Annotated in this window: 15 protein-coding genes and 1 pseudogene; 10 read left to right on the top strand and 6 right to left on the bottom strand. The window is 71.9% G+C overall.

Translation table 11 applies throughout. The features are described 5' to 3' along the window. The first annotated feature begins 31 nt into the window (after positions 1–31). The 3 genes from IPI43_09100 (at position 32) to rsmA (ending at position 3,359) form a co-directional block, all read left to right on the top strand. Positions 32–934: a MoxR family ATPase gene (locus IPI43_09100; protein MBK7774285.1), complete on the top strand. Its 903-nt coding sequence runs from the start codon at positions 32–34 to the stop codon at positions 932–934. 1 nt (position 935) lies between these two features. Further along, complete coding sequence (locus IPI43_09095; GenBank protein MBK7774284.1) at positions 936–2,405, top strand: DUF58 domain-containing protein; 1,470 nt, start codon at positions 936–938, stop codon at positions 2,403–2,405. A 105-nt stretch (positions 2,406–2,510) separates the two neighbouring features. Continuing rightward, a complete protein-coding gene (rsmA, locus tag IPI43_09090; protein ID MBK7774283.1) occupies positions 2,511–3,359 on the top strand; it encodes a ribosomal RNA small subunit methyltransferase A in 849 nt (282 codons plus the stop codon). Here rsmA and IPI43_09085 read toward each other — a convergent pair. Next, the gene (locus tag IPI43_09085) at positions 3,356–3,952 is read right to left on the bottom strand and encodes a DUF2062 domain-containing protein (protein MBK7774282.1); all 597 of its coding nucleotides are present in this window, start codon (positions 3,950–3,952) and stop codon (positions 3,356–3,358) included. The genes rsmA and IPI43_09085 overlap by 4 nt on opposite strands. Then, entirely contained in the window at positions 3,949–7,530 is a 3,582-nt protein-coding gene (locus IPI43_09080) for a hydantoinase B/oxoprolinase family protein (GenBank protein MBK7774281.1), read from the bottom strand. Before IPI43_09080 ends, IPI43_09085 begins: the two co-directional genes overlap by 4 nt. 275 nt (positions 7,531–7,805) lie before the next feature. Here IPI43_09080 and IPI43_09075 point away from each other — a divergent pair, with 275 nt between their 5' ends. Further along, positions 7,806–9,020 (top strand): SRPBCC domain-containing protein, encoded by a 1,215-nt coding sequence (locus IPI43_09075; GenBank protein MBK7774280.1) that lies wholly within the window; start codon positions 7,806–7,808, stop codon positions 9,018–9,020. Positions 9,021–9,369: 349 nt separating this feature from the next. Here the strand turns inward: IPI43_09075 and IPI43_09070 are convergent, their stop codons facing one another. The 4 genes from IPI43_09070 to IPI43_09055 all read right to left on the bottom strand — a co-directional run bounded on the left by IPI43_09070 (position 9,370) and on the right by IPI43_09055 (position 15,575). Continuing rightward, positions 9,370–10,347, bottom strand: coding sequence for a hypothetical protein (locus IPI43_09070; protein ID MBK7774279.1), 978 nt, complete (start codon positions 10,345–10,347; stop codon positions 9,370–9,372). 75 nt (positions 10,348–10,422) lie between these two features. Beyond that, a complete protein-coding gene (locus IPI43_09065; GenBank protein MBK7774278.1) occupies positions 10,423–11,412 on the bottom strand; it encodes a tetratricopeptide repeat protein in 990 nt (329 codons plus the stop codon). Positions 11,413–11,472: 60 nt separating this feature from the next. After that, complete coding sequence (locus tag IPI43_09060) at positions 11,473–13,881, bottom strand: Smr/MutS family protein (GenBank protein MBK7774277.1); 2,409 nt, start codon at positions 13,879–13,881, stop codon at positions 11,473–11,475. Between the two features lie 47 nt (positions 13,882–13,928). Further along, positions 13,929–15,575, bottom strand: a complete 1,647-nt coding sequence (locus IPI43_09055) for a protein kinase (protein ID MBK7774276.1) — start codon at positions 15,573–15,575, stop codon at positions 13,929–13,931. A gap of 178 nt (positions 15,576–15,753) precedes the next feature. Between IPI43_09055 and mutL the strand changes: the two are divergent. The 6 genes and pseudogenes from mutL to IPI43_09025 all read left to right on the top strand — a co-directional run bounded on the left by mutL (position 15,754) and on the right by IPI43_09025 (position 22,135). After that, positions 15,754–16,734: pseudogene (gene mutL / locus IPI43_09050) on the top strand (DNA mismatch repair endonuclease MutL). 142 nt (positions 16,735–16,876) lie between these two features. Then, a complete protein-coding gene (locus IPI43_09045) occupies positions 16,877–17,599 on the top strand; it encodes a hypothetical protein (GenBank protein ID MBK7774275.1) in 723 nt (240 codons plus the stop codon). A 3-nt stretch (positions 17,600–17,602) separates the two neighbouring features. After that, positions 17,603–18,568, top strand: coding sequence for a tRNA (adenosine(37)-N6)-dimethylallyltransferase MiaA (miaA, locus tag IPI43_09040; protein ID MBK7774274.1), 966 nt, complete (start codon positions 17,603–17,605; stop codon positions 18,566–18,568). Continuing rightward, the gene (locus IPI43_09035) at positions 18,565–19,233 is read left to right on the top strand and encodes a hypothetical protein (protein MBK7774273.1); all 669 of its coding nucleotides are present in this window, start codon (positions 18,565–18,567) and stop codon (positions 19,231–19,233) included. The genes miaA and IPI43_09035 overlap by 4 nt, the downstream gene beginning before the upstream one ends. Then, a complete protein-coding gene (locus IPI43_09030) occupies positions 19,230–20,225 on the top strand; it encodes a flippase-like domain-containing protein (GenBank protein MBK7774272.1) in 996 nt (331 codons plus the stop codon). The genes IPI43_09035 and IPI43_09030 overlap by 4 nt, the downstream gene beginning before the upstream one ends. Further along, entirely contained in the window at positions 20,222–22,135 is a 1,914-nt protein-coding gene (locus IPI43_09025; protein MBK7774271.1) for a DUF2723 domain-containing protein, read from the top strand. Before IPI43_09030 ends, IPI43_09025 begins: the two co-directional genes overlap by 4 nt. Positions 22,136–22,137 lie beyond the last annotated feature (2 nt).

Raw genomic sequence — 22,137 nt, 5'->3', positions numbered from 1 at the left:
CCTTCAGCACGCCGCGCAGCGCGCACGCGCGGTGGTGGAGGCCGTGCAGCAGGTCTACGTGGGCCCGCGCGAGGTGCCCGAGCTGCTGCTGGTGGCCCTGCTGGCGCGTGGCCACGTGCTGCTCGAGGGCGTTCCGGGAGTCGCCAAGACCACACTGGTGAAGGCCTTCGCCTCCACCCTGGGCTGCGGCTATCGGCGCATCCAGTTCACGCCCGACCTGCTTCCGGCCGACATCACGGGCACGTACGTGCTGGACCCGCGCAACGGCACGTTCGAGCTGCGCACGGGCCCCATCTTCGCGAACGTGGTGCTGGGCGACGAGATCAACCGCGCGCCCGCCAAGACCCAGAGCGCGCTGCTCGAGGCCATGCAGGAGAGCCAGGTGACCGTGGAGGGCGAGACGCGCGCCCTGCCCCAGCCGTTCCTGGTGCTGGCCACCCAGAACCCCGTGGAGCAAGGCGGCACCTACCCGCTGCCCGAGGCGCAGATCGACCGCTTCCTGGTGCGCATCGTGCTGGGCTATCCGAGCGAAGAAGCCGAGCTGGGCGTGCTGCGGCGCTTCGCGCGCCCGCCGCAGATGCCGCCCGCCGTGCTGACCCCGGCCACCATCCTCGAGCTGCAGAGCCTGGTGGAGCGCGTGCACGTGGAGGACGAGGTGCTGGAGTACGTGGTTCGGTTGGCGCGGGCCACGCGCTCGCACGGCCGGCTGCTGCTGGGCGTCAGCCCGCGCGCGGCGCTGGCGCTGGTGCAGGCGGCGCGAGCCAAGGCGCTGCTCGACGCGCGCGACTACGTGCTGCCCGACGACGTGAAGCAGCTGAGCGCGAGCGTGCTGGCGCACCGCTTGGTGCTCACTCCCGAGGCCGAGATGGACGGCACCAGCGCGGACGACATCCTGACGCAGACCCTCTCGCGCGTGAGCTTGCGGCGAGGCTGAGATGCTGCCCGTCCCCTCACTCGAGGCTCGCCTGCTCTTCATCACGGCCGTGGGCTTCCTGGGGTGTGGGCTGGTCTTGTCCTCGGCGCCGGCCGTCGCGCTGGCGTCCGCCACGCTGCTGACGCTGGCCTTCTCGGCGGCGCGCACGGTCCCGCTCGGTCGGCGCGTGCGCAAACAGCGGCTCGAGTTTGCGTGGTGGCTGGACCGCGCGAGCGGCAGCAGCGGCACCATCGTCCCCGGCGCGCCCTTCCAGGTGCGCTGCTACGTGCGTCACCGCGGGGGTGAGCCGCTGGCCTTGACCGACGTGCGGCCGCTGGCTGCCGAGGCGGTGGACCTGCTGCCGCTGCCCGAGAGCGACCTGCGGGTGGGTCCCAGCTCGCGCACCGAGTTCACTTGCCGGCTGAGCGCGCGGGCCGTGGGGCGTGTGGTGCTGCACGGGCTCGCCGTCTCGCTGCGCGGTCCCTTTGGCCTCTTCAGCATGCCGCTCTACTTCCCGAACCCGCTGGTGGTGCGCGTGCTGCCACGCGCGGCGGCGCTGGCCCGGCGCAGCCACCCGCGCACGGGCTATGCCGCGAGCCGCGCGGGCCGCACGGCGCAGCGTCGGCGAGGGGGCGGCACCGACTTCCACGAGCTGCGGCAGCTGCAGCCCGGCGACTCGTTCAAGTCCATCGCCTGGAAGGCCAGCGCGCGCAGCGGGCGCCTGCTGATCAAGGAGGTGGAGCAGGAGGTCCAAGAGGCGCACGTGGTGGTGCTGGACGTCATGGGCAGCATGCGCGGCGGCGAGCCGGGCGCGCGCAAGCTGGACCACGCCATCGACGCCTGCGCGGCCCTTTCGCTGCGGGCGCTGCGCGACGGAGACCGTGTGGGCCTGGTGCTGGCGGACGAGCGTCCCATCGCGCACGTGCCCGTCGGAGAAGGCGCCATGCAGCTGCCCAAGCTGTACGACGCCATGCTGGCGGCCACCGAGGTGGTGGACGCGGACCTCACGGCCTTCGACGACGATCAGGTGGGTGCCCTGGTGGCGCGCTACATCCGGCATCAGGACGGGCTCGACTTCTCGCCGGGTAAGTCGGGGCGCTACCGCTCGCTGGTGCGGCACGTGCACGCATCGCTCGACCGCGAGGCCTTCGAGCAGAACGTGCACGCCGACACGCCCGAGGCGCGCACGCTGCGGGCCTTCTGTCGCAGCCGCGGGCTGCCGCTCGCTCACCGCCCCGGAGGCGGACTACGGGCGCAAGGGCACGGCGTTGGCCGAGGCGCTGCAGCTGGCCGCCTCACGCGAGCGCGCGCCGCGCTCCATCACGCTCATCACCGACTTCCACGGCGTGGTGAACACCGACGCGCTGCGGCGCACCGTGCAGCTGCTGCAGGCCCACGGACACGCGCTCACGGTGTTGATGCTGACCAGCCGCCCCGAGACCCCGCTCGAGGCCGCCGTCCACGGGCGCACCGAGGCGCGCCAGCTGCGTGAGGCGCGCGCCTTCTTCGGACGGCTGGGGGTGCCGCTGCGGGTGTCGGACGGGGCCGACGCCGCGTCCGCGCTGGCGTATGCCTCGCCCTCTGGCAGGCTCGCCTCGTGAACACCTGGCAATTCGAGGATCCGCGGGCCGTCTTGGGGCGCCACCGCCTGAGCGCCAAGCGCCACTACTCGCAGAACTTCCTGATCTCCGAGGTCACGGTGCGCGGCATCGCCCAGGCCACAGGGCTCTCGCCCGGCGAGCGCTGCGTGGAGCTGGGCCCCGGCCTCGGCACGCTCACGGGGGCGCTCATCGACTCGGGCGCCGAGATCATCGGCCTCGAGCGTGATCCCGACATGATCGCGGTCCTGCGGCAGGAGTACGGCAACGCGCCCAACTTCCGAGTGGTGGACGGGGACGCCGGGAGCGTGGACCTCGGAAGCTTCATGGACCCGGGCAGTGACCAGCGCGTGGTGGTGGTGGGCAACCTACCCTACGCCATCACCGGGATGATCGCGCGCAACCTGGTGGAGCAGCACCGCAGCATCGCGCGCGTGGTGGTCATGGTGCAGCGCGAGGTGGCCGAGCGCTGGCTGGCGGCGCCGGGTGAGCGACCGTACGGTGCGCCGTCCGTGTTCCTGTCCGCGGTCTACGACATCGACCACGTGCTGGACGTGCCGCGCGGCGCGTTCCACCCCGCCCCCAAGGTGGAGAGCGCGGTGGTGCGGCTGACGCCGCTCGACGTGCCACGGGCCGAAGAGACCCCCCAGCTGCAGGCCGTGGTGCGCGCCGCCTTCCACCAGCGCCGCAAGACGCTGCGCAACGCGCTGCGCGGGCTCTTCCCGGACACCACGGAGCTGGACGCGGCGCTCGCGGCAGCGGGCATCGATGGCCAGCGTCGCGGCGAGACCCTCAGCGTGGAAGAGTTCGCGCGGCTCGCGGAGCTGCTGCCGGCCGAGCTGGTCTAGCGCGGTGGCGGTGGCGGGGGCGTCGAGCGCTCGTTGCGCACGATGGCCTCGGGGAGCGCGGGCTCGGGATTCACGCTCTCGCGCGTGCGCTTGCGATAGGCGCCCACCCCCCACAGCACCAGGCCGTAGGCTGGGAGCCCGAGCGCCACGCCGCTGACCAGCGAGCCGAGCCACAGCTCGCCCCCCAGCTGCGCCATGGCGCTGCCCACGCGGCTCCAGAAGTCGGCGGAGAGCATCTGCTCCCACAGGCTCTCGTTGTTCCCCGACTCGGCTGCCATGAGGCGCGCCTGAACCTCTTCCCAGCTGGACTCGCCCTTCCCACCGTGGAGCACCAGGTTGCCCAGCCACCAGCAGAAGCCGTAGACCGGCACGGCCGTCACGGGGTTGGTGATGAACAAGATGGGCACACCGGCCACCTTGTTCACGCGCAGCAGCGCGGCGAGCGCCACGTAGATGACGATCTGGAGCCCCAGCGTGGGGGTCATGGCGACCACGAAGCCCAAGAACACCCCGAGCGCGATGCGCTGCGGCGAGTCGTCGAGCCCGAGGATGCCGCTGACGACGACGTTCTTGAGCCGCGTCCAGAGCTTCACGGCTGCGCTTTTCCCGCCATGGGTGGAGGCCCGAAGCCGCCGCCCCCGGGGGTCTCGATGCGCAGCACGTCGCCGCTCGCCACGCGCACCGAGCACTTTCCCGGCAATGCAGCGTCGTTGAGGAAGTTGGCTCCCGGGGCGCCGGGTTGCCCGCCCGCGAGGCCGAAGGGAGCACGCGTGCGGCGCTCGGAGATGACGCTCACGGTGAGCGGGGCCAGGAACTCCAGCTCGCGCACGAGCCCTTCGCCCCCCGGGTGCCGGCCTGCGCCACCCGAGCCTCGCCGCAGCGCAAAGCGCCGGACACGCACGGGGTAGCGCGCCTCCAGGAGCTCGACGTCGGTGATCCGAGAGTTGGTCATGTGCGTGTGCACGCCCGAGGCGCCAGCATGGGCCGCGCTGGCACCGGCGCCACCGCCAATCGTCTCGTAGTAGCCGAAGTGGTCGTCGCCCAGCGTGAGGTTGTTCATGGTCCCCTGACTGGCGGCGGCGCGGCCGAGCGCCCCCAGCAGCACGTCCACCACGCGCTGCGAGGTCTCGACGTTGCCACCCGCCACAGCGCACTCGGGCGGCGGGTCCAGCAGCGATCCGGGCGGGATGGTCAGCGTGACGGCGCGCACGCAGCCTGCGTTGAGTGGGATCTCACGCGATACCAGCGAGCGCAGCACGTACATCACGGCGGCGCGCGTCACGGCCCGCGGCGCGTTGAGGTTGGTGTCGAGCGCCTGCCCCGTCCCCGTGAAGTCGAGCGCGAGGTGACTGCCCGTGATGCGTGCGCTGACGCAGATGGGCGCCCCGTCGTCGAGCGCGTCCTCGAAGCGATGCTCTCCGTCGGGGAGCGCGGTGATGGCCTCGGCCACGGACGCGGCCGCGTCGTCCTGCACGTACGCCATGTAGGCATCGACCACGGGCTGGCCCACCTGCGCCACCAGCTCGCGCAGCAGCCGCTCGCCCAGCTGGTTGGCGGCGATCTGTGCGCCGAGGTCCGCCAGGTTCTCTTCGGGGCGGCGCGCCGGGTGTGGGCCTGAGCCGAGCGCCGCGCGCAGGTCGTCTTCTTGCAACTCACCGCGCACCACCACCTGCAGCGCGCGCAGCACCACGCCCTCTTCGGCGAGGGTGCGGGAGAACGGCGGCATGGAGCCGGGCGTGATGCCGCCCACGTCCGCGTGGTGGCCACGCGACGCCACGAAGTACGCGGGGCCCGTGTCGTCCAGGTGGACGGGAGTCACCACCGTGATGTCGGGCAGGTGCGAGCCGCCGCCCGAGGGGTCGTTGGTGGCGAACACGTCTCCCGGCGCCATGCGTGGATGCGCCGCACACACGGCCAACACGGACTCGCTCATGGCGCCGAGGTGCACGGGGATGTGCGGCGCGTTCGCGATCAGCGCGCCCGCGCGGTCGAAGATGGCGCAGCTGAAGTCCAGCCTGTCGCGGATGTTGGTGCTCATGGCGGTGCGCTCGAGCACAGCCCCCATCTGCTCGGCGATGGACATGAACCGATGGTGGAAGATCTCGAGGCGCACTGGGTCGAGACGCGTGTCCTCCTGCACGGGGGCGAGGCCCGCGCGGGGGTCGCGCTCGTCCGTGCACACCAAGATGTCATCGGCGCGGCGGTGCACGGTGAAGCCAGGCTCGATCACCAGCGTGGCGGTGGCCTCCGTGATCACCGCGGGGCCCGCCACCTCGGTAGGCAGCTGCTCGCGTGCGTAGAGCGGGACATCACGGAACGCACCGTCCAGGAAGAGCGAGGTGGTCGCCGCCTCTCGGGTGGTGGGGTGGTCTGGCATCACCGGAGGGACGCTAGTGGCGTCGTTCGACGGGCCGAGCGACGTGGCGCGCAGCACCACCCGCACGCGCACGGCCGCGCACACCACGGGCTGCGCACGCACGTAGCCGAACATCGCCACGTGAGCGCGCTCGAACGCGGCGCGCATGCCGGCGGCGTCAGCGAGTGCGACCGACAGGGAGGTCTCCGTGCCGGCCGAGCGCAGGTCCACCTTCTGCTCCACGTCGAAGCCTGCCTCGGTGACGTCGCTCGACGCGAGCAGCCTGCGCCCTTCCTCGGCCAGCTCGTCGGCCAGGCGCTGGAGCGCCGGCAGCTGGGCCTCCTCGAGCGGAACGCCCGCCACATCGCGCAGCCCGTGCCAGGCGGTCTCCGCCACACCCATGCCATAGGCCGACAGCACACCCGCCAGCGGATGGAACACCAGGGTTCGAACCCCCAGCGTGCGCGCCACACGGCACGCGTACTGACCGCCCGCGCCGCCGAACACCACCAAGGCGTGGTCCCGCACGTCGTGGCCACGCGCCACCGACACCTTGCGGATGGCCTCGCCCATGGTGGCCGCGGCCACTTCCAGGAAGCCCTCGGCCACGCGGGCCGCGCCCTGCTCGTGCTGACCGAAGCCCAGGCTGTCGCTCAGCTCCATGAGCCGCCGCGCCACCCGCTCGCGCCGCAGCGGGAATGGAAAGCGCGTGTCGGGCACACGCCCCAGGAACAGCGCCACGTCGGTGAGCGCCAGCTCGGTGGCGTTGGGGTCGCCATAGCAGAGCGGGCCGGGCCGGGCGCCTGCGCTCTCGGGCCCCACCACCAAGCGGCGCCCCTGCAGCCGACAGAGAGAGCCACCCCCCGCCGCCACGGTGTGGATGTCCAGCATGGGGACGCGCAGGCGGGCCCCGGCGACACGCGCCTCGTAGACGCGCTCGAGCTCACCCGCGAAGCGGCACACATCGGTGCTGGTGCCGCCCATGTCGAAGCCGATGGCCTCGCGCGCCCCCACGCGGCGAGCCACGTCTGCCACGGCCACAGCGCCCCCCGCCGGCCCCGACAGCACCGCGTCACGCCCGCGAAAGCGTGCCGCCTCCATCATGTCGCCGCCGCTCTGCATCAGCTCGATGCGGCTGCCGGGCAGCGCGCGCTCCAGCTCGGACACGTAGGCCCGGATCACCGGTGTGAGGTACGCGTCCACCACGCACGTCTCGGCGCGCGCCAGGAACCCGAGCGTGTGTGCCACCTCGTGCGAGAGCGTGACCCACTCGAAGCCCACCTCGCGCGCCAGCGCGGCCACGGAGAGCTCGTCTTCTGGCGCCGTGGGTGAGTGGAGCAGCGCCACGGCCAGCGACTGGATGCCCTCGGCGCGCAGTCGCTCGAGATGGCGGCGCAGCGCGTCGGCACGGAAGCTCACGCAGCGCGCACCGTCGGCGGCCACACGCGCGTGGAGCTCGATGACGCGCTCGTACAGCGGCTCCGGGCGCACGATGTCGAGCTCGAACAGCTTGGGGCGGGACTGGTCACCGATGCGCAACAGGTCCCCGAAGCCCTGCGTGATCGCCAGCGCCGTACGCGCCCCACGGCGCTCCAGCAGGGCGTTGGTGGCCAGCGTGGTGCCCATGCGCACGTGACAGGCCGGGATGGGTGCTCCGGGTGCGAGCTCCAGCAGCTCGCGGATGACGTCCAGCGGGGCGCTGTCCGTGGAGAGCTGCTTCGCAACGCGCACGGCCCCGGTGCGCGGATCACGCGTGACTCCGTCACAGAACGTGCCGCCGCGGTCGAGGTAGATCGGATGGAGACGAGGGGTCACCGCGCGCGAGACTAGAGCGAATGGCCGGCCGAGGCGAGCGCGCAGGAATCCGGGGGTGTGTCCACGATCGTCGAACGGCGACAACTGGCTGATAATTGTCACATTGAAATTGTTCGCGTTTTTGAAACGCCCCGTTGCAAAGTTGGTGAGCGAGTCAAGGTTTTTGTGGACTTCTTTCTCGTGACACGCGACGGATCAGCACCGCCATGTCCCTCGAAGAGGTTCAAGTCTCATCACTGATACCGGCTAGCCCGAACGCCATCTACGCTGCGTGGATGGACTCTCGGCGGCACAGCGCCATCACGGGCTCGGTGGCAGTGATCAATCCGTGGGTCGGAGGCCGGGTCACCGCCCGTGCTCGCTTCATCGAGGCCACCCACGTGAAGCTCGAGACCGGGAAGCGCATCCTCCTGGCTTGGCGGACGCAAGACTTTCCCGCTGACGCACCAGACTCTCAGGTGGATGTGCTGCTGCAGCCTGCGGCCGGTGGCACCAAGGTGAGCATCCAGCACTCGCAGATCCCGGCGGGGCATGCGGCCGCCGCGCGCGAGATCTGGCGCAGCCTGTATCTGGACCCCATGAAGCGCTACTTCGGCAAGACCGGCGCCATGGAAGCGGCGCACCGCGCGGCCACCCGCGCAGGTCAAATGCCCACGGCCGACATGGTGGGCATGCGCCACGCGCTGACGCCCATCACCTCGGCGGGGAACGTGAGCGCTCCAGCGATCACCAGCGCGAGCTCGAGCGCCAGCGACGAGGGCCGCACCAAGCCGCGCCGCGTCATCCTGCGCAAGAAGAAGGACGGAGTCGTCAGCGGGAGCGGGGCTTCCGCCTCGGAGCGTCCGCCGAGCCCGGTGGAGAAGCCCAAGGCCCCCGCGCTGAAGCCGGCCAACCTCAAGCCGGTCACGCTGGTGGCCAAGCCCGTGGTGCCAACGGTGGTGGCTGCTGCGCCCGTGAAGCCTGCGGCTGCGAAGCCCGCATCCGGCGCCACGAGCGGAGCGGTGGAAAAAGCCGCGGCGGCGAGGACCGGCGTGGCTACGGTGCCGGCCAAGACGGCTGCCCCAGCGGGGAAGGCCAAGCCCGCGCAGAAGCCTGCCCCCAAGGCCAAGCCTGCCCCCAAGGCCAAGCCCGCTCCGAAGAAGGCTGCCCCCAAGAAGGCTGCCCCCAAGAAGGCTGCCCCCAAGAAGGCTGTGCCCAAGAAGGCTGCAGCCAAGAAGGCTGCCCCCAAGAAGCCTGTGCCCAAAGCCAAGCCCGTGGCGAAGAAGGCTGCGCCCAAGAAGCCCGCAGCAAAGGTTGCTTCGAAGAAGCCCGCGCCCAAGAAGACTGCCCCCAAGGCCAAGCTCGTGGCGAAGAAGGCTGCTCCCAAGAAGCCCGCGCCCAAGAAGACTGCACCCAAGGCCAAGCTCGTGGCGAAGAAGGCTGCTCCCAAGAAGCCCGCACCAAAGGCGAAAGCCACAAAGAAGCCCGCGCCCAAGAAGGCGCGCCGCTAGGTCGCGCGGTCTGGACCGTATGGGTCCACAGAGGCGCCAGGACGTACCCTCGAAACGAGCCCGTGCGTAGCCGTTGACGTGATCGTTGTCGGCGACGGCGACGGCGACGGCGACGGAAGTCACCGACACCCTACCGGGCGCGGACTGCGTGGTTCAAGGCTGGATGGGTCTCGATTTCAGCCTCATCCAGGGCTTCGGAACTCCCAGTCGGGCCGTTGGGCTGACTTCCCCTGCGGTTGGAACCTCCCGCCAAGTCCGGGCCCGATTGAGGGCCGGGTAGGGACGCGACAACGCTCACGACAACGCTCACGATGCGCTCTGACTCTCCGCTGACGGCTTGCGAGCGCCCTCAGCGACCGGAGCGCAGGTCCGCTTCGGCGCTCACCAGCGCGGTCAGCACCTCGTGCGAGATGCGCTGCGCCGACGTGGAGCCGCTGCCCTGGAAGCGGTCCGGGTGCAGGCTGCGCGCGAGGCGACGCAGCGCTGCGCGTGCCTGATCGGGCGCCGCCGTGGACGGCAGGTCCAGCAGGGTCCAGGCGCTCGCGTGGCGCTGCACCTCGCGGTGCTTGCGCAGCAGCAGCCCGTAGGAGTCGGGCCCGCGCGGCGCGACCGCACGCACGAGCTTCAACGAGGCCAGCGTGCGCAGCGCGCGCAAGCTGCCGTTGGATGCCGCCAGCACGGACTCCACCTGACACGCGCTCGCGCGCAGCAGCGAGACCATGGCCAGCTCGCTCGGATCGAGCGCGGCTTCTTCCAACATCTGTTCACCGAGCGGCGTGAGCTCCAGCAGCTCTTCGCCCAAGCGGCGCCGCAGCTGAGTGGGGCTCTCGTCGGACAGCGCCTCGCGCATGGCGCCCAGCACCAGCTCGGACACGTTCACGGGAGCATCGATGAGCGGGACGCCCACCTCGGGGGTGCCTGCCGTGAAGCGGTAGTCCGCGTCGCGGAACGCGAACAGGCGCATCAAGCGGCGGCGCAGCTGGAGCGTGAGCGCGGTCTCCACGTCGCGCTGTGAGACCAGCCCGCTCGCCACCAACCACTCGCCCACGGGGCGCATGGCCGAGTGCTCGCCGCCGAGCGCCGCTTCGATGCCGAGCGCGCTCGCCACGCGCAGCGCACCCGAAGCCACCAGCAGGTCGCCGAGAGAGTCACCGTCCGGCTCAGACAGCGCGATGGCGCGCGGCGTCCCTGCCACCACGCTGACGCGGGCTCGAGACGGGCCACGCTCCACACCGCTCGCGACGACGTCCAAGACTCCGGTCGCCGACGAGCGTGAGAGCGTCAGAAGGGCACGGGAGAGGGAGGTGGCGGCAGGCAGTCGATCCACGAGCCACGCATACGACGGAGCGGCGATCGCCGGCAACTTTCCGGCGATTGGGACGCGGACAAGAGCAGCGCCGGCTCAGCGCGTCTGAGGATGGAGCGACAGCGCCGTGCGGATGTCGCGCGAACGGTGGCCCAGCGCGCCCCGCGTCACGCCGTAGCGGTCGGCGATGTTCTGCTGGCTGCGACCCAGCCCGCGCAGCTGCGACACCGTGTACTCCACGGCGGCGGCCAGCACGTCGGGCCTGCCCACCGCGTCTCGCAGGCCGATGTAGTCGTCCAGCACATCGCGCGCGCAGGTGATGTCGTCTGGGTCGAAGCCACCGGCGATCATCTGGTCCACCAGCAGCGCGGCCACCGACTCCGAGAACTCGTCCTCGTAGGCGGAGGCGTCGACGTCGAACTCGGCGCCCGCGCTGGGTGCACCGCCCACGCGCCCCATGACGCGCTTCACGGTGCGGGGACGCTTGGCCGGCGCCCCCTGCTCTATCCAGTCTTTGAGGGCCCGGTGCTCTTTGTGGCGGGGCGCGAGGGACACGGCCTCGCGTGCCAGCACCAGCGCCTCGGGCAAGTTGCCGCGACGCGCCAAACAGTGCGCCAGCGAAGCCACCACCTCGTCGTGCAGGGGCTCCTGTTCGTAAGCGAGGCGCAGGTGGTGCTCGGCGCCCGGCAGGTCGTCGAGGCCCACGTCCAGCAGGTGGCCAAGGTTGTGGTGATACCACGGGGTGCCGGGCGCGAAGCTCAGCGCGCGGCGGTAGCAGCGAGCGGCGTATGCATAGTTGCCCAGCAGCGCCTGGCAGAGGCCCATGAGCGCGTGCAGCACGTCGCCGTGGCGCGGGTGCCCGGCGTCGATGGCCCGCCGCAGGTGGAGTGCCGCGCGCCAGGGGTTGTCCTCGAGGTGCAGCTCGGCGAGGTGGCGGTGCGCGAACAACGCCGCGTCGCTGCCCACCGGGGCCACGCGCGCCAGCTCGATGAGCGTGCGCTCGATATCCGCGCGTCGACCGCCCTCGAGCGCGCGCTCGGCTCGATGCTGAAGCTCCCTCACAGTGGGTTGCCCGCGTTCGCTCACGTCGTTCCTATAACCGGGCCCTGCGGCGGGTTCAAGCGTGTTGATGGGAATGAGGCGGTACTACCGCACCAGGTGGACCACGGTGATGCGCTCGCCGCCCTCGTCGCGCTCCCCCGGTCGCTGGTCCCGCACATAGCGGGTGTGCTCGCGCAGCTGGGTGCGCACGGCATCCCGCAAGGCGCCGCTGCCCACCCCATGGAGCACGTAGGCCGTGGTCTCCCCGGCGCCGAACATGCGGTCTAGGAACGCCTCCAGCAGGGCCAGCGCGTCGTCCACACGCATGCCGCGCAGATCGAGGGTGTTGTCCGCCGTGGGGGTGCTGGGCGCCGCGCTCATCGGCACACTCAGCGGCTCGAGCGGGGCGGCGCGCTCGGCCGCCTTGTCCTTGGGCGCGCCACCCAGCTCGCTGACGTCCACCCACAGCTTGAGGGCGCCGGCCGCCACCCGCACCTTGCCCTTGAGCGGCCCCTCCACGATCACGGCGCTGCGCCCGAGGCGGGCCACGTGCACGGTCTTGCCCACCGCCACGTCGGCTTCACCGGCCGGCGTCACGGCCGCTGCGTCCCCACGCGGCTCCTCGCGGCCCGCGCGCGCTTCGGCCACCAGGTTGTTGGCGCCCCGCAGCGCGTCATCGGCGCTCTTCAGGAGGGACTGCAGCGTCTGCTCGTCGCGCGCCTCGCGCAGGCTCTTGCGCGCTTCCTTGATGCGCTCGCGCAGGTCACGCAGGTCGTCGAAGAGCTTGGTGGTGGCGCGCTCCACGCTGCGCTGGTCGGCCACCATGAGCGCGTCCAGCTTGGCCTGGGCCTTCTGATGCAGGGCCTCGGCGGCGCGCTCACGCTCGGCCGCGCTGCTCAGGCTGCGCTGCGTCTGCTCACGCAGCACCTCGATGCTGCGCACCAGCTGGTCGAAGTCACGCGTCTGTTCCGGAAGCACGGCGCGGGCGCGCTCGATCACGATCTCGGGCACCCCGAAGCGGCGGGCCACGTCGAGCGCGCTCGAGGCCCCCGGCATGCCCAGCGTGACCTCGAACGTGGGCAGCATGGCCGCCACGTTGAAGCCCACCGCGGCGCTCATCAGGCGGTCGTCGCGCATGGCCATGGCCTTCAAGGCCTCGTAGTGCGTGGTGACCGCCACGGCCCCGCCGCGCCGGCAGAGGGTGTCCACCAGCGCACAGGCCAGCGCGCTGCCCTCCTCGGGGTCCGTGCCGCCCGCCAGCTCGTCCATGAGCAGCAGCGCGCCGGGTTGGCACTCGTCCAGCATGCGCACCAGCCGCGTCACGTGCGCCGAGAAGGTGGACAGGTTCTTGTGGAGGTTCTGGTCGTCCCCCACGTCGCTAGCCACGTGCGTGAAGAAGCCACAGCGGCTGCCGTCTGCGGCCGGGATGGGCAGGCCCGCGCGCATCATGAGCGCCGCCAGCCCCAGCGTCTTGAGCGCCACCGTCTTGCCGCCCGCGTTGGGCCCCGAGAGCACGAGCGCGCGGCCCGCACCAATGGGCAGGTCGTTCGGCACCACGTCCACGCCGTCCAGCAGCAGCAGCGGGTGGCGCGCGGCCTTGAGGTCGATCTCGGCGTCGTCGCAGAGGTCGATGACGCGCGCCCGCAGGTCTTCGCCGAGGCGCGCGCAAGCGCCACGCAGGTCCGCGTGATCGATGGCATCGGCCGCCGCCATGAGGCTGGGCAGACGCTCGGCGGCCAGCTCGGACAGCACCGCCAGCAACCGGGTGATCTCGCGGTCGAGCTCGCCCTGCGCCATCTTCAGGCGGTTGCCGAAGGGCACCAGCGCGCGCGGCTCCACGAACACGCTGTGCCCGCTGGCGCTGGTGCCGTGCACGATGCCGGGCAGCGTCTCGTGCGCGTCGCGCCGCACCGGCACCACATAGCGACCATCGCGCTCGGTGTAGAACCCGTCGGACAGGATGGCGGCCTTCTCGTGCAGGATCTCTTCGAGCTTGGCGATCAAGCGCGCGCGCAGGTTGGCCACCTCGGTGCGCAGCTGCCGAATCTCGGGGCTGGCGCGGTCCGACACGCTGCCATCCGACTCGATGGCGTTCTCGAGCTCGTCCAGCAGCACGTCCAGCGTGGGGTCGAGCGCGCAGCGCGCATGCAGCGTGGGGGCCACGTGCCGGTGACGCCCCAGGAAGAGCCGCAGCGCACGGGCCACGCCCAGCACGCTCATCAGGTCACGCAGCGCGGGCCCGTCCAGCGCGCCACGCTTCTCGAGACGCTGCAGCTGCGGCAGCACCTCACGCGCGCCGTCCACGCGCAGCGCCTCACCCATGGACGCGAGCGTCATGGCCTCGCGCGTCTCGGCCAGCGCCAGCACCGTGCCCTCGCGTGTCTCGGCGATGGGCAGGCGATGCAAGCGCGCGCGCAGCGGGCCACGGCAGCGCTCCGCCACGGCCTGCGAGAGGCGGTCCCACTCGAGGTCGGCGAGCGTCTTTTCTAGGGTATCCGGATCCTGGCGCGTCATGGCGCGGGCACCCTGGGGCCCCGGTGCACCAAGCGCAAGCGCCGACGTCAGCGGAAGATGTCCGGCACCTTCAGGTCGCCGCTCATCATGGTGCTGGTCTGCCCGTCGGTCATGCGCGTGTCGCTGCCCGTCTCGGTGGTGCCCATGGTGGTGGGCGGGCGACCCGCGCCGGTGCGCCGCACCAGGGCCATTTGCACGGTGGTGCTGGACCCCTCGGGCGTGATCTCGAGGTCACCCACAGAGAGGCCGTGACGCGCTTGCAGCACGATGGGCACCCCCGAGATCACCTCCAGCGTGCAGGGCGTGGGGCCGCAGATTTGCTGGGTGTTGGCCACCTGCACGCTGGCGCCCTCGGGGCGTGTCTCCACGCGCACGATGGTCATGGCCGGGCCTTCTGCTCCAGCGTCCTCGGCGAGGCCCGTCTCGGGCGCGACCGCCACCTGGGGCTGCCCACCCGCGTCCACGATCGCCGCGTCGGGCGGCGTGTTCACGTCGGGGGTCTCGGCCACGACCACGGGGCGCTGGCTGATGAACCACGCCGCGGTGCCGCCGCCGAGGGCCAGCACCGTGACGATGGCCAGGATCATGGGCAGCTTGCTGCGCTCGGGGGCGGCGACGGGGGCCACGGCTCGGCCGGGAGCCAGCGAGCGGGGCGCCTTGCGCTGCGCCTTGACGGGCTCGCCGTAGCCCGCCAGCGTGGACTTGGCGACGCGGCCCTCGGACGCGGCCTCGAGCGCCTCCAGCAGCTCGGGCATGTCCTGGTAGCGATCCTCGGGCGCCTTGGCCAGCGCCTTGTAGATGACCATTTCCAGCTCGGCGCTGCACTCCACGTGCGGGTTCACCTCGGCCAGCGGAGGTGGGTCCTCGAACATGTGCTGCGTCAGGATGCCCATGAACGAGTCACCCACGAACGGCACGCGCCCGGTGACGCACTCGAACAGGATGACGCCCATGGCGTAGACGTCCACGCGGTGGTCCAGGTGCTTACCCGCGGCCTGCTCGGGCGACATGTACTCGGGGGTGCCGAAGATCATGCCGGTCTTGGTGAGCTTGCGACCGGGCTCACCGGGGGTCTCGATGTCCGACATCTTGGCGATGCCGAAGTCGACGATCTTCACGAAGTCCGCGTTGTCGTGGCGCGACACCAAGAAGATGTTCTCGGGCTTCATGTCGCGGTGGACGATGCCCTTCGAGTGCGCGGCGCCGAGCGCGCGGCAGCACTGGCTGACGATGGCGATGGCCCGCTGGACGGCCAGCACGCCCTCGCGCTCCAGCACGTTGGCGAGGTCTTCGCCCTCCAGGTACTCCATGATGAAGTAGCTGGCGCCGGTGATGGTCTCGCCGAAGTCGCTGATGTCGACGATGTGCTCGTGGCCGATGCGCGACGCGCTCTTGGCCTCTTGGCGGAAGCGCGCCACCACCTCGGGACGGCTCGAGAAGTCGTCGCGCAGCAGCTTGATGGCCACGCGCTTCTCGATGACGGTGTGGATGCCCTCGTAGACGAGGCCCATGCCGCCCTCGCCGATTTGCCGGATGACCTTGTACTTGTCGAGCATCTGCCCGATGAGCGGATCGTCCGGGATGTCGCCCGACTCCATCTGCGTGTGGGTCACCACGCGGGCCCCGTCGAGCGGGCAAAAGACCTCGCCGCCTTCGTACTCGCTCTTACAAACTGGGCAGATCTTGGTGGCCATCATTAAGCAGGGAACGGGCTAGCGCAGGACGAGGGACCGTATCACCGGGGTGTTTGGGGGTCAACGAAAGGCCCTGCCCAAGTCACGCTAACTGCTTGGAAACTCAAACACCAACCACCCTTGGGCACAGCGACCGCGAACGTTGCGGGGCGAGCCCGCCTCTGGTACCCGGATTGCCATGAGTCAGGCCGAGCCGCGCATCCGGTTGCTGGACGACGCGCTGATCGACCAGATCGCAGCGGGCGAGGTCGTCGAGCGGCCTGCCAGCGTGGTGAAAGAGCTGCTGGAGAATGCGCTCGACGCAGGGGCCACGTCCGTCACGGTCACCATCCTCGAGGGCGGCGTGGACAGCATCGTGGTGAACGACGACGGGCACGGTATGGGGCCCGCGGACGCGGCGCTGGCCATCCAGCGGCACGCCACCAGCAAGATCCGCTCGTTCGACGATCTCACGCACATCAAGACGCTGGGGTTTCGGGGCGAGGCGCTGCCCTCCATCGCGTCGGTCAGCCGGTTCGAGCTGACCACGCGGCGGGCCGAGGACGTGGAAGGCGTGCGCGTGCGCGTGCATGGCGGGGACGTGCAGCCCCTGCAGCCCATGGGGTGCGCGCCCGGTACCACCATCAGCGTGCGCGACCTGTTCCATGCGGTGCCGGCGCGGCGGAAGTTCCTGAAGGCCAGGCAGACCGAGACCAGCCACGTCATGGACGTGTGCCGTCGCGTGGCGCTGGCCCACCCCGAGCTGCGGCTGCACGTGTTCAGCAACGAGCGGCGCGTGGGCGAGTGGCTGCCGGCCAAGGACTGGTTCGCGCGCGCGCAGGCCAACTTCGGCGACGAGACGCTGCAGCGCATCGAGGGGCAGCGCGCGAGCCTGGGGGTGCGGGCCGCCTTGGGCGCGCCGGAGCGGGCGCGCACGGGGGCAAAGAACCTCTACCTGTTCGTGAACGGGCGGCCGGTGCGAGACGCCTCTCTCGCGCGCGCCGTGACGTTCGCCTACGGCAGCGTGATCCCGCCCGGGCGGTTCCCGGCGGGCGTGCTGCACGTGGACCTGCCCGCCGAAGAGGTGGACGTGAACGCGCACCCGCAGAAGAGCGAGGTGCGCTTCGCCGCCGGCTCGGCCACCTACGAGGCGGTCACACGGGTGCTCGCTAAGGAGCTGGGGACGCAGGCCTTCGGCGGGCCGGCCAGCCGCTCCAGCAGCGGGTTCTGGGAGGGTCGCCTCGGTGGTCTGGGTGCCGCGCCCACGCCTCCCCTCTCGGCCGGCGCCACGCCCGTGCCCTACGCGGGGGCGTCGCTCGCCGTTGCTGGGCCGCAGCCTGTGGGCCTGGTGGGGAGGCTCGTCGGCAGCACGTGGGCAGCCGGCGCAGGCCAGCTTCTCGAGCGTGTTCGAGGCAGGCCCCGCCCTCCCCTCGGCCAGCGATGCCGTGCTCTTCCCGCCGCAGGGCGTGTTCGGCCGCCTGCGCGTGTTGGGGCAAGTGCGCCAGATGCTCATCGTGTGCGAAGGCGAGCACGGCCTGGTGGTGCTGGACCAACACGCGGCCGACGAGCGCGTGGTGTTCCACCGCATGAAGGCCGCGTTCGCGAACAAGAGCGTCAGCACGCAGCGGCTGTTGTTCCCCGAGCGCATCGAGCTGACCGAGCACGACGTGGCGCTGGCCGAGGAGGCCCACGACGCCATCGCCCGCGCGGGCTTCGAGCTGAGCGCCATCGGCGCGCGCACCCTGGCGGTGCACGCCGTGCCCACGCTGTTGCGGCGGGCCTCGCCCGAGCGCCTCATCAAGGACCTCCTGGACGAGCTCTCGCGCGCGGGCGAGCGGGCCTACGGGGACGCTGTGGACATGGCCATCGCCACCATGGCGTGCCACGCGGCCATCCGGGGCGGCGACACGCTGAGCGTGCCCGAGTGCCAGGCGCTGCTGCGCGCCATGGACGAGGTGGGCGAGTTCCGCGGCCACTGCCCGCACGGGCGCCCGGTGGTCTACGACGTCTCGTTCGCCGAGCTCGAGAAGCGGCTGGGGCGCTGAGCCATGACCGAGACCCCGAACGAGCGCGCGCCGGAGGACAGGCTGCTGGTGCTGGCCGGCCCCACCGCCAGCGGCAAGACGCGCGTGGCGCTCGCGCTCGCCGAACGCTTCCCCATCGAGGTGATCAGCGCGGACAGCGTGCAGGTCTACCGCGGGTTCGACATCGGCTCCGCCAAGCCCACGGCGAGCGAGCGCGCGCAGCTCCCGCACCACCTGGTGGACATCCTCGCGCCGGAAGACGGCATGGACGCGGGCGAGTTCGAGCGACGCGCCAGCGCGGCGATCACGGACGTGCGCGCGCGCGGCAAGGTCCCCGTGGTGGTGGGCGGCACGGGGCTGTGGCTGCGGGCGCTGCTGCGTGGGCTGGTGTCCCTGCCCCCGGTGGATGCCCAGCTGCGTGCGGCGCTCGAGGCCGAGAGCGCGGCCCTCGGTGCTCCCGCGCTGCACGCGCGCCTGGCGCTGGTGGACCCCAAGGTGGCCGCCGCCGTGCACCCCAACGACCAGCTGCGCATCGTGCGCGCGCTCGAGGTGTACCAGCAGACCGGACGCGCCCTCGGGGAGCTGCAGGCGGAGCACGCGCTGGGGGGCCGGCGCTACGCGTCCCTCATGGTGGTGCTGGACCCGCCGGGCGACCAGCTCACGCGCGCCATCGAGCAGCGCCTCGACGCCATGCTCAGCGGGGGCTTCGTGGACGAGGTGCGCGCGCTGCGGGAGCGCCATGCCGACAGCGCGCGCGCGTTCGGCAGCGTGGGCTACAAAGAGGTGGTGGCGCACCTGCGCGATGGCGTGTCGCTCGACGAGACCCGCCGGCTGATCCGCAAGGCCACGCGCACGTACGCGCGGCGGCAGCGCACGTGGTTCGGAAGCGACCCCAGCGTGGATCTCTTCAGCGACGCGAGCGCGCTGCTGGGCGGGGAGCGCTTCGCCCAGCTGGAGCGCTTCCTGTCCGGCGCGCCGGAGGCCCCATGAACTTCTTCGGTCACGCCGTGGTCGCGGGCTGGTTCGAGCGCGAGCCACGCTTCGTGCTGGGCAGCATGCTGCCGGACTTCGCCACCATGTCGGGCACGCGCCTCTCCACCGTCACGGAGGCGCGCGTGGCGGAAGGCGTGGCGCTGCATCACCGCACCGACGATGCGTTCCACGCTGCGCCCACGTTCCTCCTGCTGTCCGGCATCGCGCGCGAGGCGCTCGAGCAGCGCGAGGTGGGCTGGGGCACGGCGCGCGCGGTGGCCCACGTGGGCACCGAGCTGCTGCTGGACGGCGTGCTGCTGACACGCCACGCGAGCGAGCCGTACGTGGAAGCACTCGAGGCCGCGCACGCCATCGCGCAGCACGACCCGCTGGTGTTCGGGTTCCGTGACCAGGGCGTGGGCTTCGAGCTGCTGCTGCGCCGCCTGCGGGACGCCGGCCCCCCGCACGCCTACCGCGAGCCTGTGCGCGTAGCCGAGTTCCTGGAGCGCGCGCTCTCCCGCCGGCCGCGGCTGTGCTTCCAGCCGGGTGACCGCGCGCGCGTGGCCGAGGTGCTGGAGACGCTGGCGCCGGAGGTGGAGCGCCAAGCCGACACGCTCATGGCGCACCTCCAGCAGCACGAACTGCTGCGGCCGGATCGCTCCCACGCTACAACTGCGCGATGAGCCCCGGCGACGAACGCACGAGCGAGCCGAGCGGCGTCGCAACCAAGAGCGCGTCGCGCACCCGCCGCTACACGTGGCTGGCCGTGAAGGTGGCGTTCTCGGTGGGCATCCTGGCCTTCGTCATCGTGCGGAATGACCCGACCGAGCTGGGTCGTGCGCTACAGGGCATCTCCGCGCAGGCGTTCCTCAGCAGCGCCGCGCTCATCGCGCTCACGGCCGTGATCGGGACCTGGCGCTGGGCCGCCGTCATGCGGGCCTACGGGGCGCAGCACCTGCCGGGCCCGGGCCGGCTGCTCTCGCTCTACTTCATGGGGTTCTTCTACAACCTGTGGCTGCCTGGCGGGGTGGGCGGTGACCTGGTGCGCGGCGTGGCCAGCCGCGAGGTGTTCGGCGACGCAGGCGCCACCGCGGGCCTCACGGTGGTGTTCGTGGAGCGCTTGTGCGGGCTGATTGGCCTCTTCTTCTTCGTGGGCGTCAGCTTCTCGCTGTGGCCGCTGCCCGGCGTGCAGGTCCCCATCGTGTACGCGGGGCTGGCCATCCTGGCGGCGCTGGGCGGGGTGCTGGCCGTGGCGCTGGCCCCCAAGCTCACGCCCCACCTGCCCGCATTCCTGGCGCGCATCACGGCACGTGTACCGGCCCTCGAGCGGCGTGGCCCCTTCGTGCTCGCCCTCGCGCTGTCCACGCTCACCCATACCTTCACCGCGCTGAGCGGTCATGTGCTGGTGGCCGACCTGGCGCCCAATGTGGCGGTGACGCACTCGCTCACCGTGGTGTCGCTGGCGGCCGTCTCCGCCTTTTTCCCGCTCACACACGCCGGCGCGGGCATCCGCGAGGGGGCCTTCGTGCAGCTGTACCGGCCGTTGGGCGTGCCGGGCGCCGTGGCCGTGGCGGCTTCGCTCGCGCTGTTCGCCACACAGCTCGCCGTGTCGGGCGTTGGCGGGCTGCTGAGCCTCCTCTCTCCGGCCCCACGCGCCACCGAGCCGCCCGCATGACGGCCGACACCCAGCCCATCGAGACCCCACGCTTCCTCGCTCACCCGCGCGAGACCGCGGCTGCGTGTGCGGCGCTGGGGCTCTACTACGCGCTCAGCATGTCGCGCGACATGGGCTTCTACGACAGCCCCGAGCTGGCGCTGGTGGCGGTGCAAGGAGGCGTGGGTCACCCCATCGGCCAGCCGCTGCACACGCTGCTGGGTCACGGGCTGGTGGGGCTGGGTGGGCTGCTGGGCGTCGCGCCGCTGGTGTGCCTGAACCTGCTCTCGGCGCTGGCGTGCGCGCTGACCGTGGTGCCCGTGGTGAGCGTGCTGGACCGAGTGGCGCCCTGCCCCACCGGCTGGGTGGGCCGCGCGCGTCCGTTCGTGGTGGCGCTGCTGGGCGTGCACGCCAGCCTCTGGGAGCCGGCCTCGCGCATCGAGGTCTATCCTCTCGGGACACTGCTCGGCGCGCTGTCGCTGGCTTGTCTGTTGCCCGCGCTCGATGCGCCCGAGGGCCGCACCCGGACACGCTTCATGGCGCTCGCAGGGCTGCTGCTGGCGCTCACCAGCGGAGCGAACGCGGTCACCGCGTCGTTCTTCGCGCTCGCCATGTCGCCGCTCGTGTTGCTGGCCCTCTTTCGCCGCACGCTGCCCCTGCGCGCGCTCGCCCCAGCGGTGGGAGCGGCGCTGCTGGGGATGCTCATCTGGCTCTACGTCCCGCTGGCCGCGCGCGACCCCGACGTGGTGGCTTGGGGTCGCCCCAGCGACTGGCCCACGTTGCGCGCCTACCTGAGCGGCGCCGACTACCAGGGCAAGTCGGTGGCGCTGGCCTCGGCGGGCTTCGCGGCGAACGTGGGCGCGTTCGTGAGCTGGGCGGGACGCGTGGGCTTGCTGGCGCTGCCCTTGCTGGGGCTGCTGGGGGTGGCGCTGCGCGCGCGGCGGTTGCTGCTGCCCTGTGCGCTCTTGCTGCTTCTGAACGTTGGCTGGTACGCGCGCTACGACCCGTTCGCACCGGGCGTGCTGGACTACCTGGGGTACCTCGGCGCGCCGCTCTGGTTCATGGCGGGAGGCTGCGCGCTCACGGCGGAGTGGGCCCACACGCGTGGTCGTGTGGTGCACGTGGCGGCCCTGATCACGCTGCTGGCGGTGGCGGGCCTCGCTACGCCCGCGCCCTGGGAGCGCACGCGCGTGGACGACCGCTTCACCCGCGTGCTGGCGGAGGCCGCCCTCGCAGAGCTGCCCCCTAACGCAGTGCTGCTGGTGGAGGCCGACCACAACGCGGCGCCCCTGATGTACCTGCAAGAGGTCGAGGGTCAGCGACCCGACGTGGTGGTCATCCCTCTCGGGCTCGCGAGCTCGGGCTGGCTATGGGAGCTGGTGTACCGGCGACACCCCGACCTGCGCCCCTTCGCGCTGCGCGGCCCCGGTGGTCGTGACCCGCGCGTGCGGCGCTTCCTGGACGCCCACCCCGAGCGCCCACGCTTCACCACGGACGCCGAGCTAGCGCGCCGGATGGGGGCCCCGAGCTGCATCACGGGTGTGTTGCTGACGCTCGCGCCGTGCACGGGAACGGCGCCCGCCGATGGCCTGCTCCCCCTGCTGCGCCAGGCTCATGCTCAGCTGGGCAACGGCGCGCCCGGGACCGCCGGCCTGCTGGCCCAGGTGGCGGAGGCGCGTGCGCAGGCCCTGGCGGCCGAAGGGCACGCACGCGCGGCGCTCCAGCTGCTCACGTTCACGCTGGGCGAGCTGGACCTCCGCGCCGTCCCCGAGCGCGTGCCGCCCTTCCAGCTGCCGCCGAGCGAGGTTGCCACGGACGGTCTCGGGTCCGAGCAGCGCAACCTGCTCCGAGCGGCCGAACTCGCGCAGGCGGCCCACCAGCCGGGCCTCGCCATGCTGCTGCGCGCCCACGCCGAGACCGCGCCGCGCTGAGC

The organism is Sandaracinaceae bacterium (genome assembly GCA_016706685.1).
GTDB lineage: Bacteria > Myxococcota_A > Polyangia > Polyangiales > Houyiibacteriaceae > JADJJE01.
This window is presented reverse-complemented; position numbering and strand designations above follow the sequence as displayed.

Coding starts and splice junctions, on each gene's coding strand:
- IPI43_09095 (MBK7774284.1), top strand. CDS start 936: ATGCTGCCCGTCCCCTCACTCGAGGCTCGCCTGCTCTTCATCACGGCC.
- IPI43_09075 (MBK7774280.1), top strand. CDS start 7,806: ATGGACTCTCGGCGGCACAGCGCCATCACGGGCTCGGTGGCAGTGATC.
- IPI43_09060 (MBK7774277.1), bottom strand. CDS start 13,881: ATGACGCGCCAGGATCCGGATACCCTAGAAAAGACGCTCGCCGACCTC.
- IPI43_09055 (MBK7774276.1), bottom strand. CDS start 15,575: ATGGCCACCAAGATCTGCCCAGTTTGTAAGAGCGAGTACGAAGGCGGC.
- miaA (MBK7774274.1), top strand. CDS start 17,603: ATGACCGAGACCCCGAACGAGCGCGCGCCGGAGGACAGGCTGCTGGTG.
- IPI43_09035 (MBK7774273.1), top strand. CDS start 18,565: ATGAACTTCTTCGGTCACGCCGTGGTCGCGGGCTGGTTCGAGCGCGAG.
- IPI43_09030 (MBK7774272.1), top strand. CDS start 19,230: ATGAGCCCCGGCGACGAACGCACGAGCGAGCCGAGCGGCGTCGCAACC.
- IPI43_09025 (MBK7774271.1), top strand. CDS start 20,222: ATGACGGCCGACACCCAGCCCATCGAGACCCCACGCTTCCTCGCTCAC.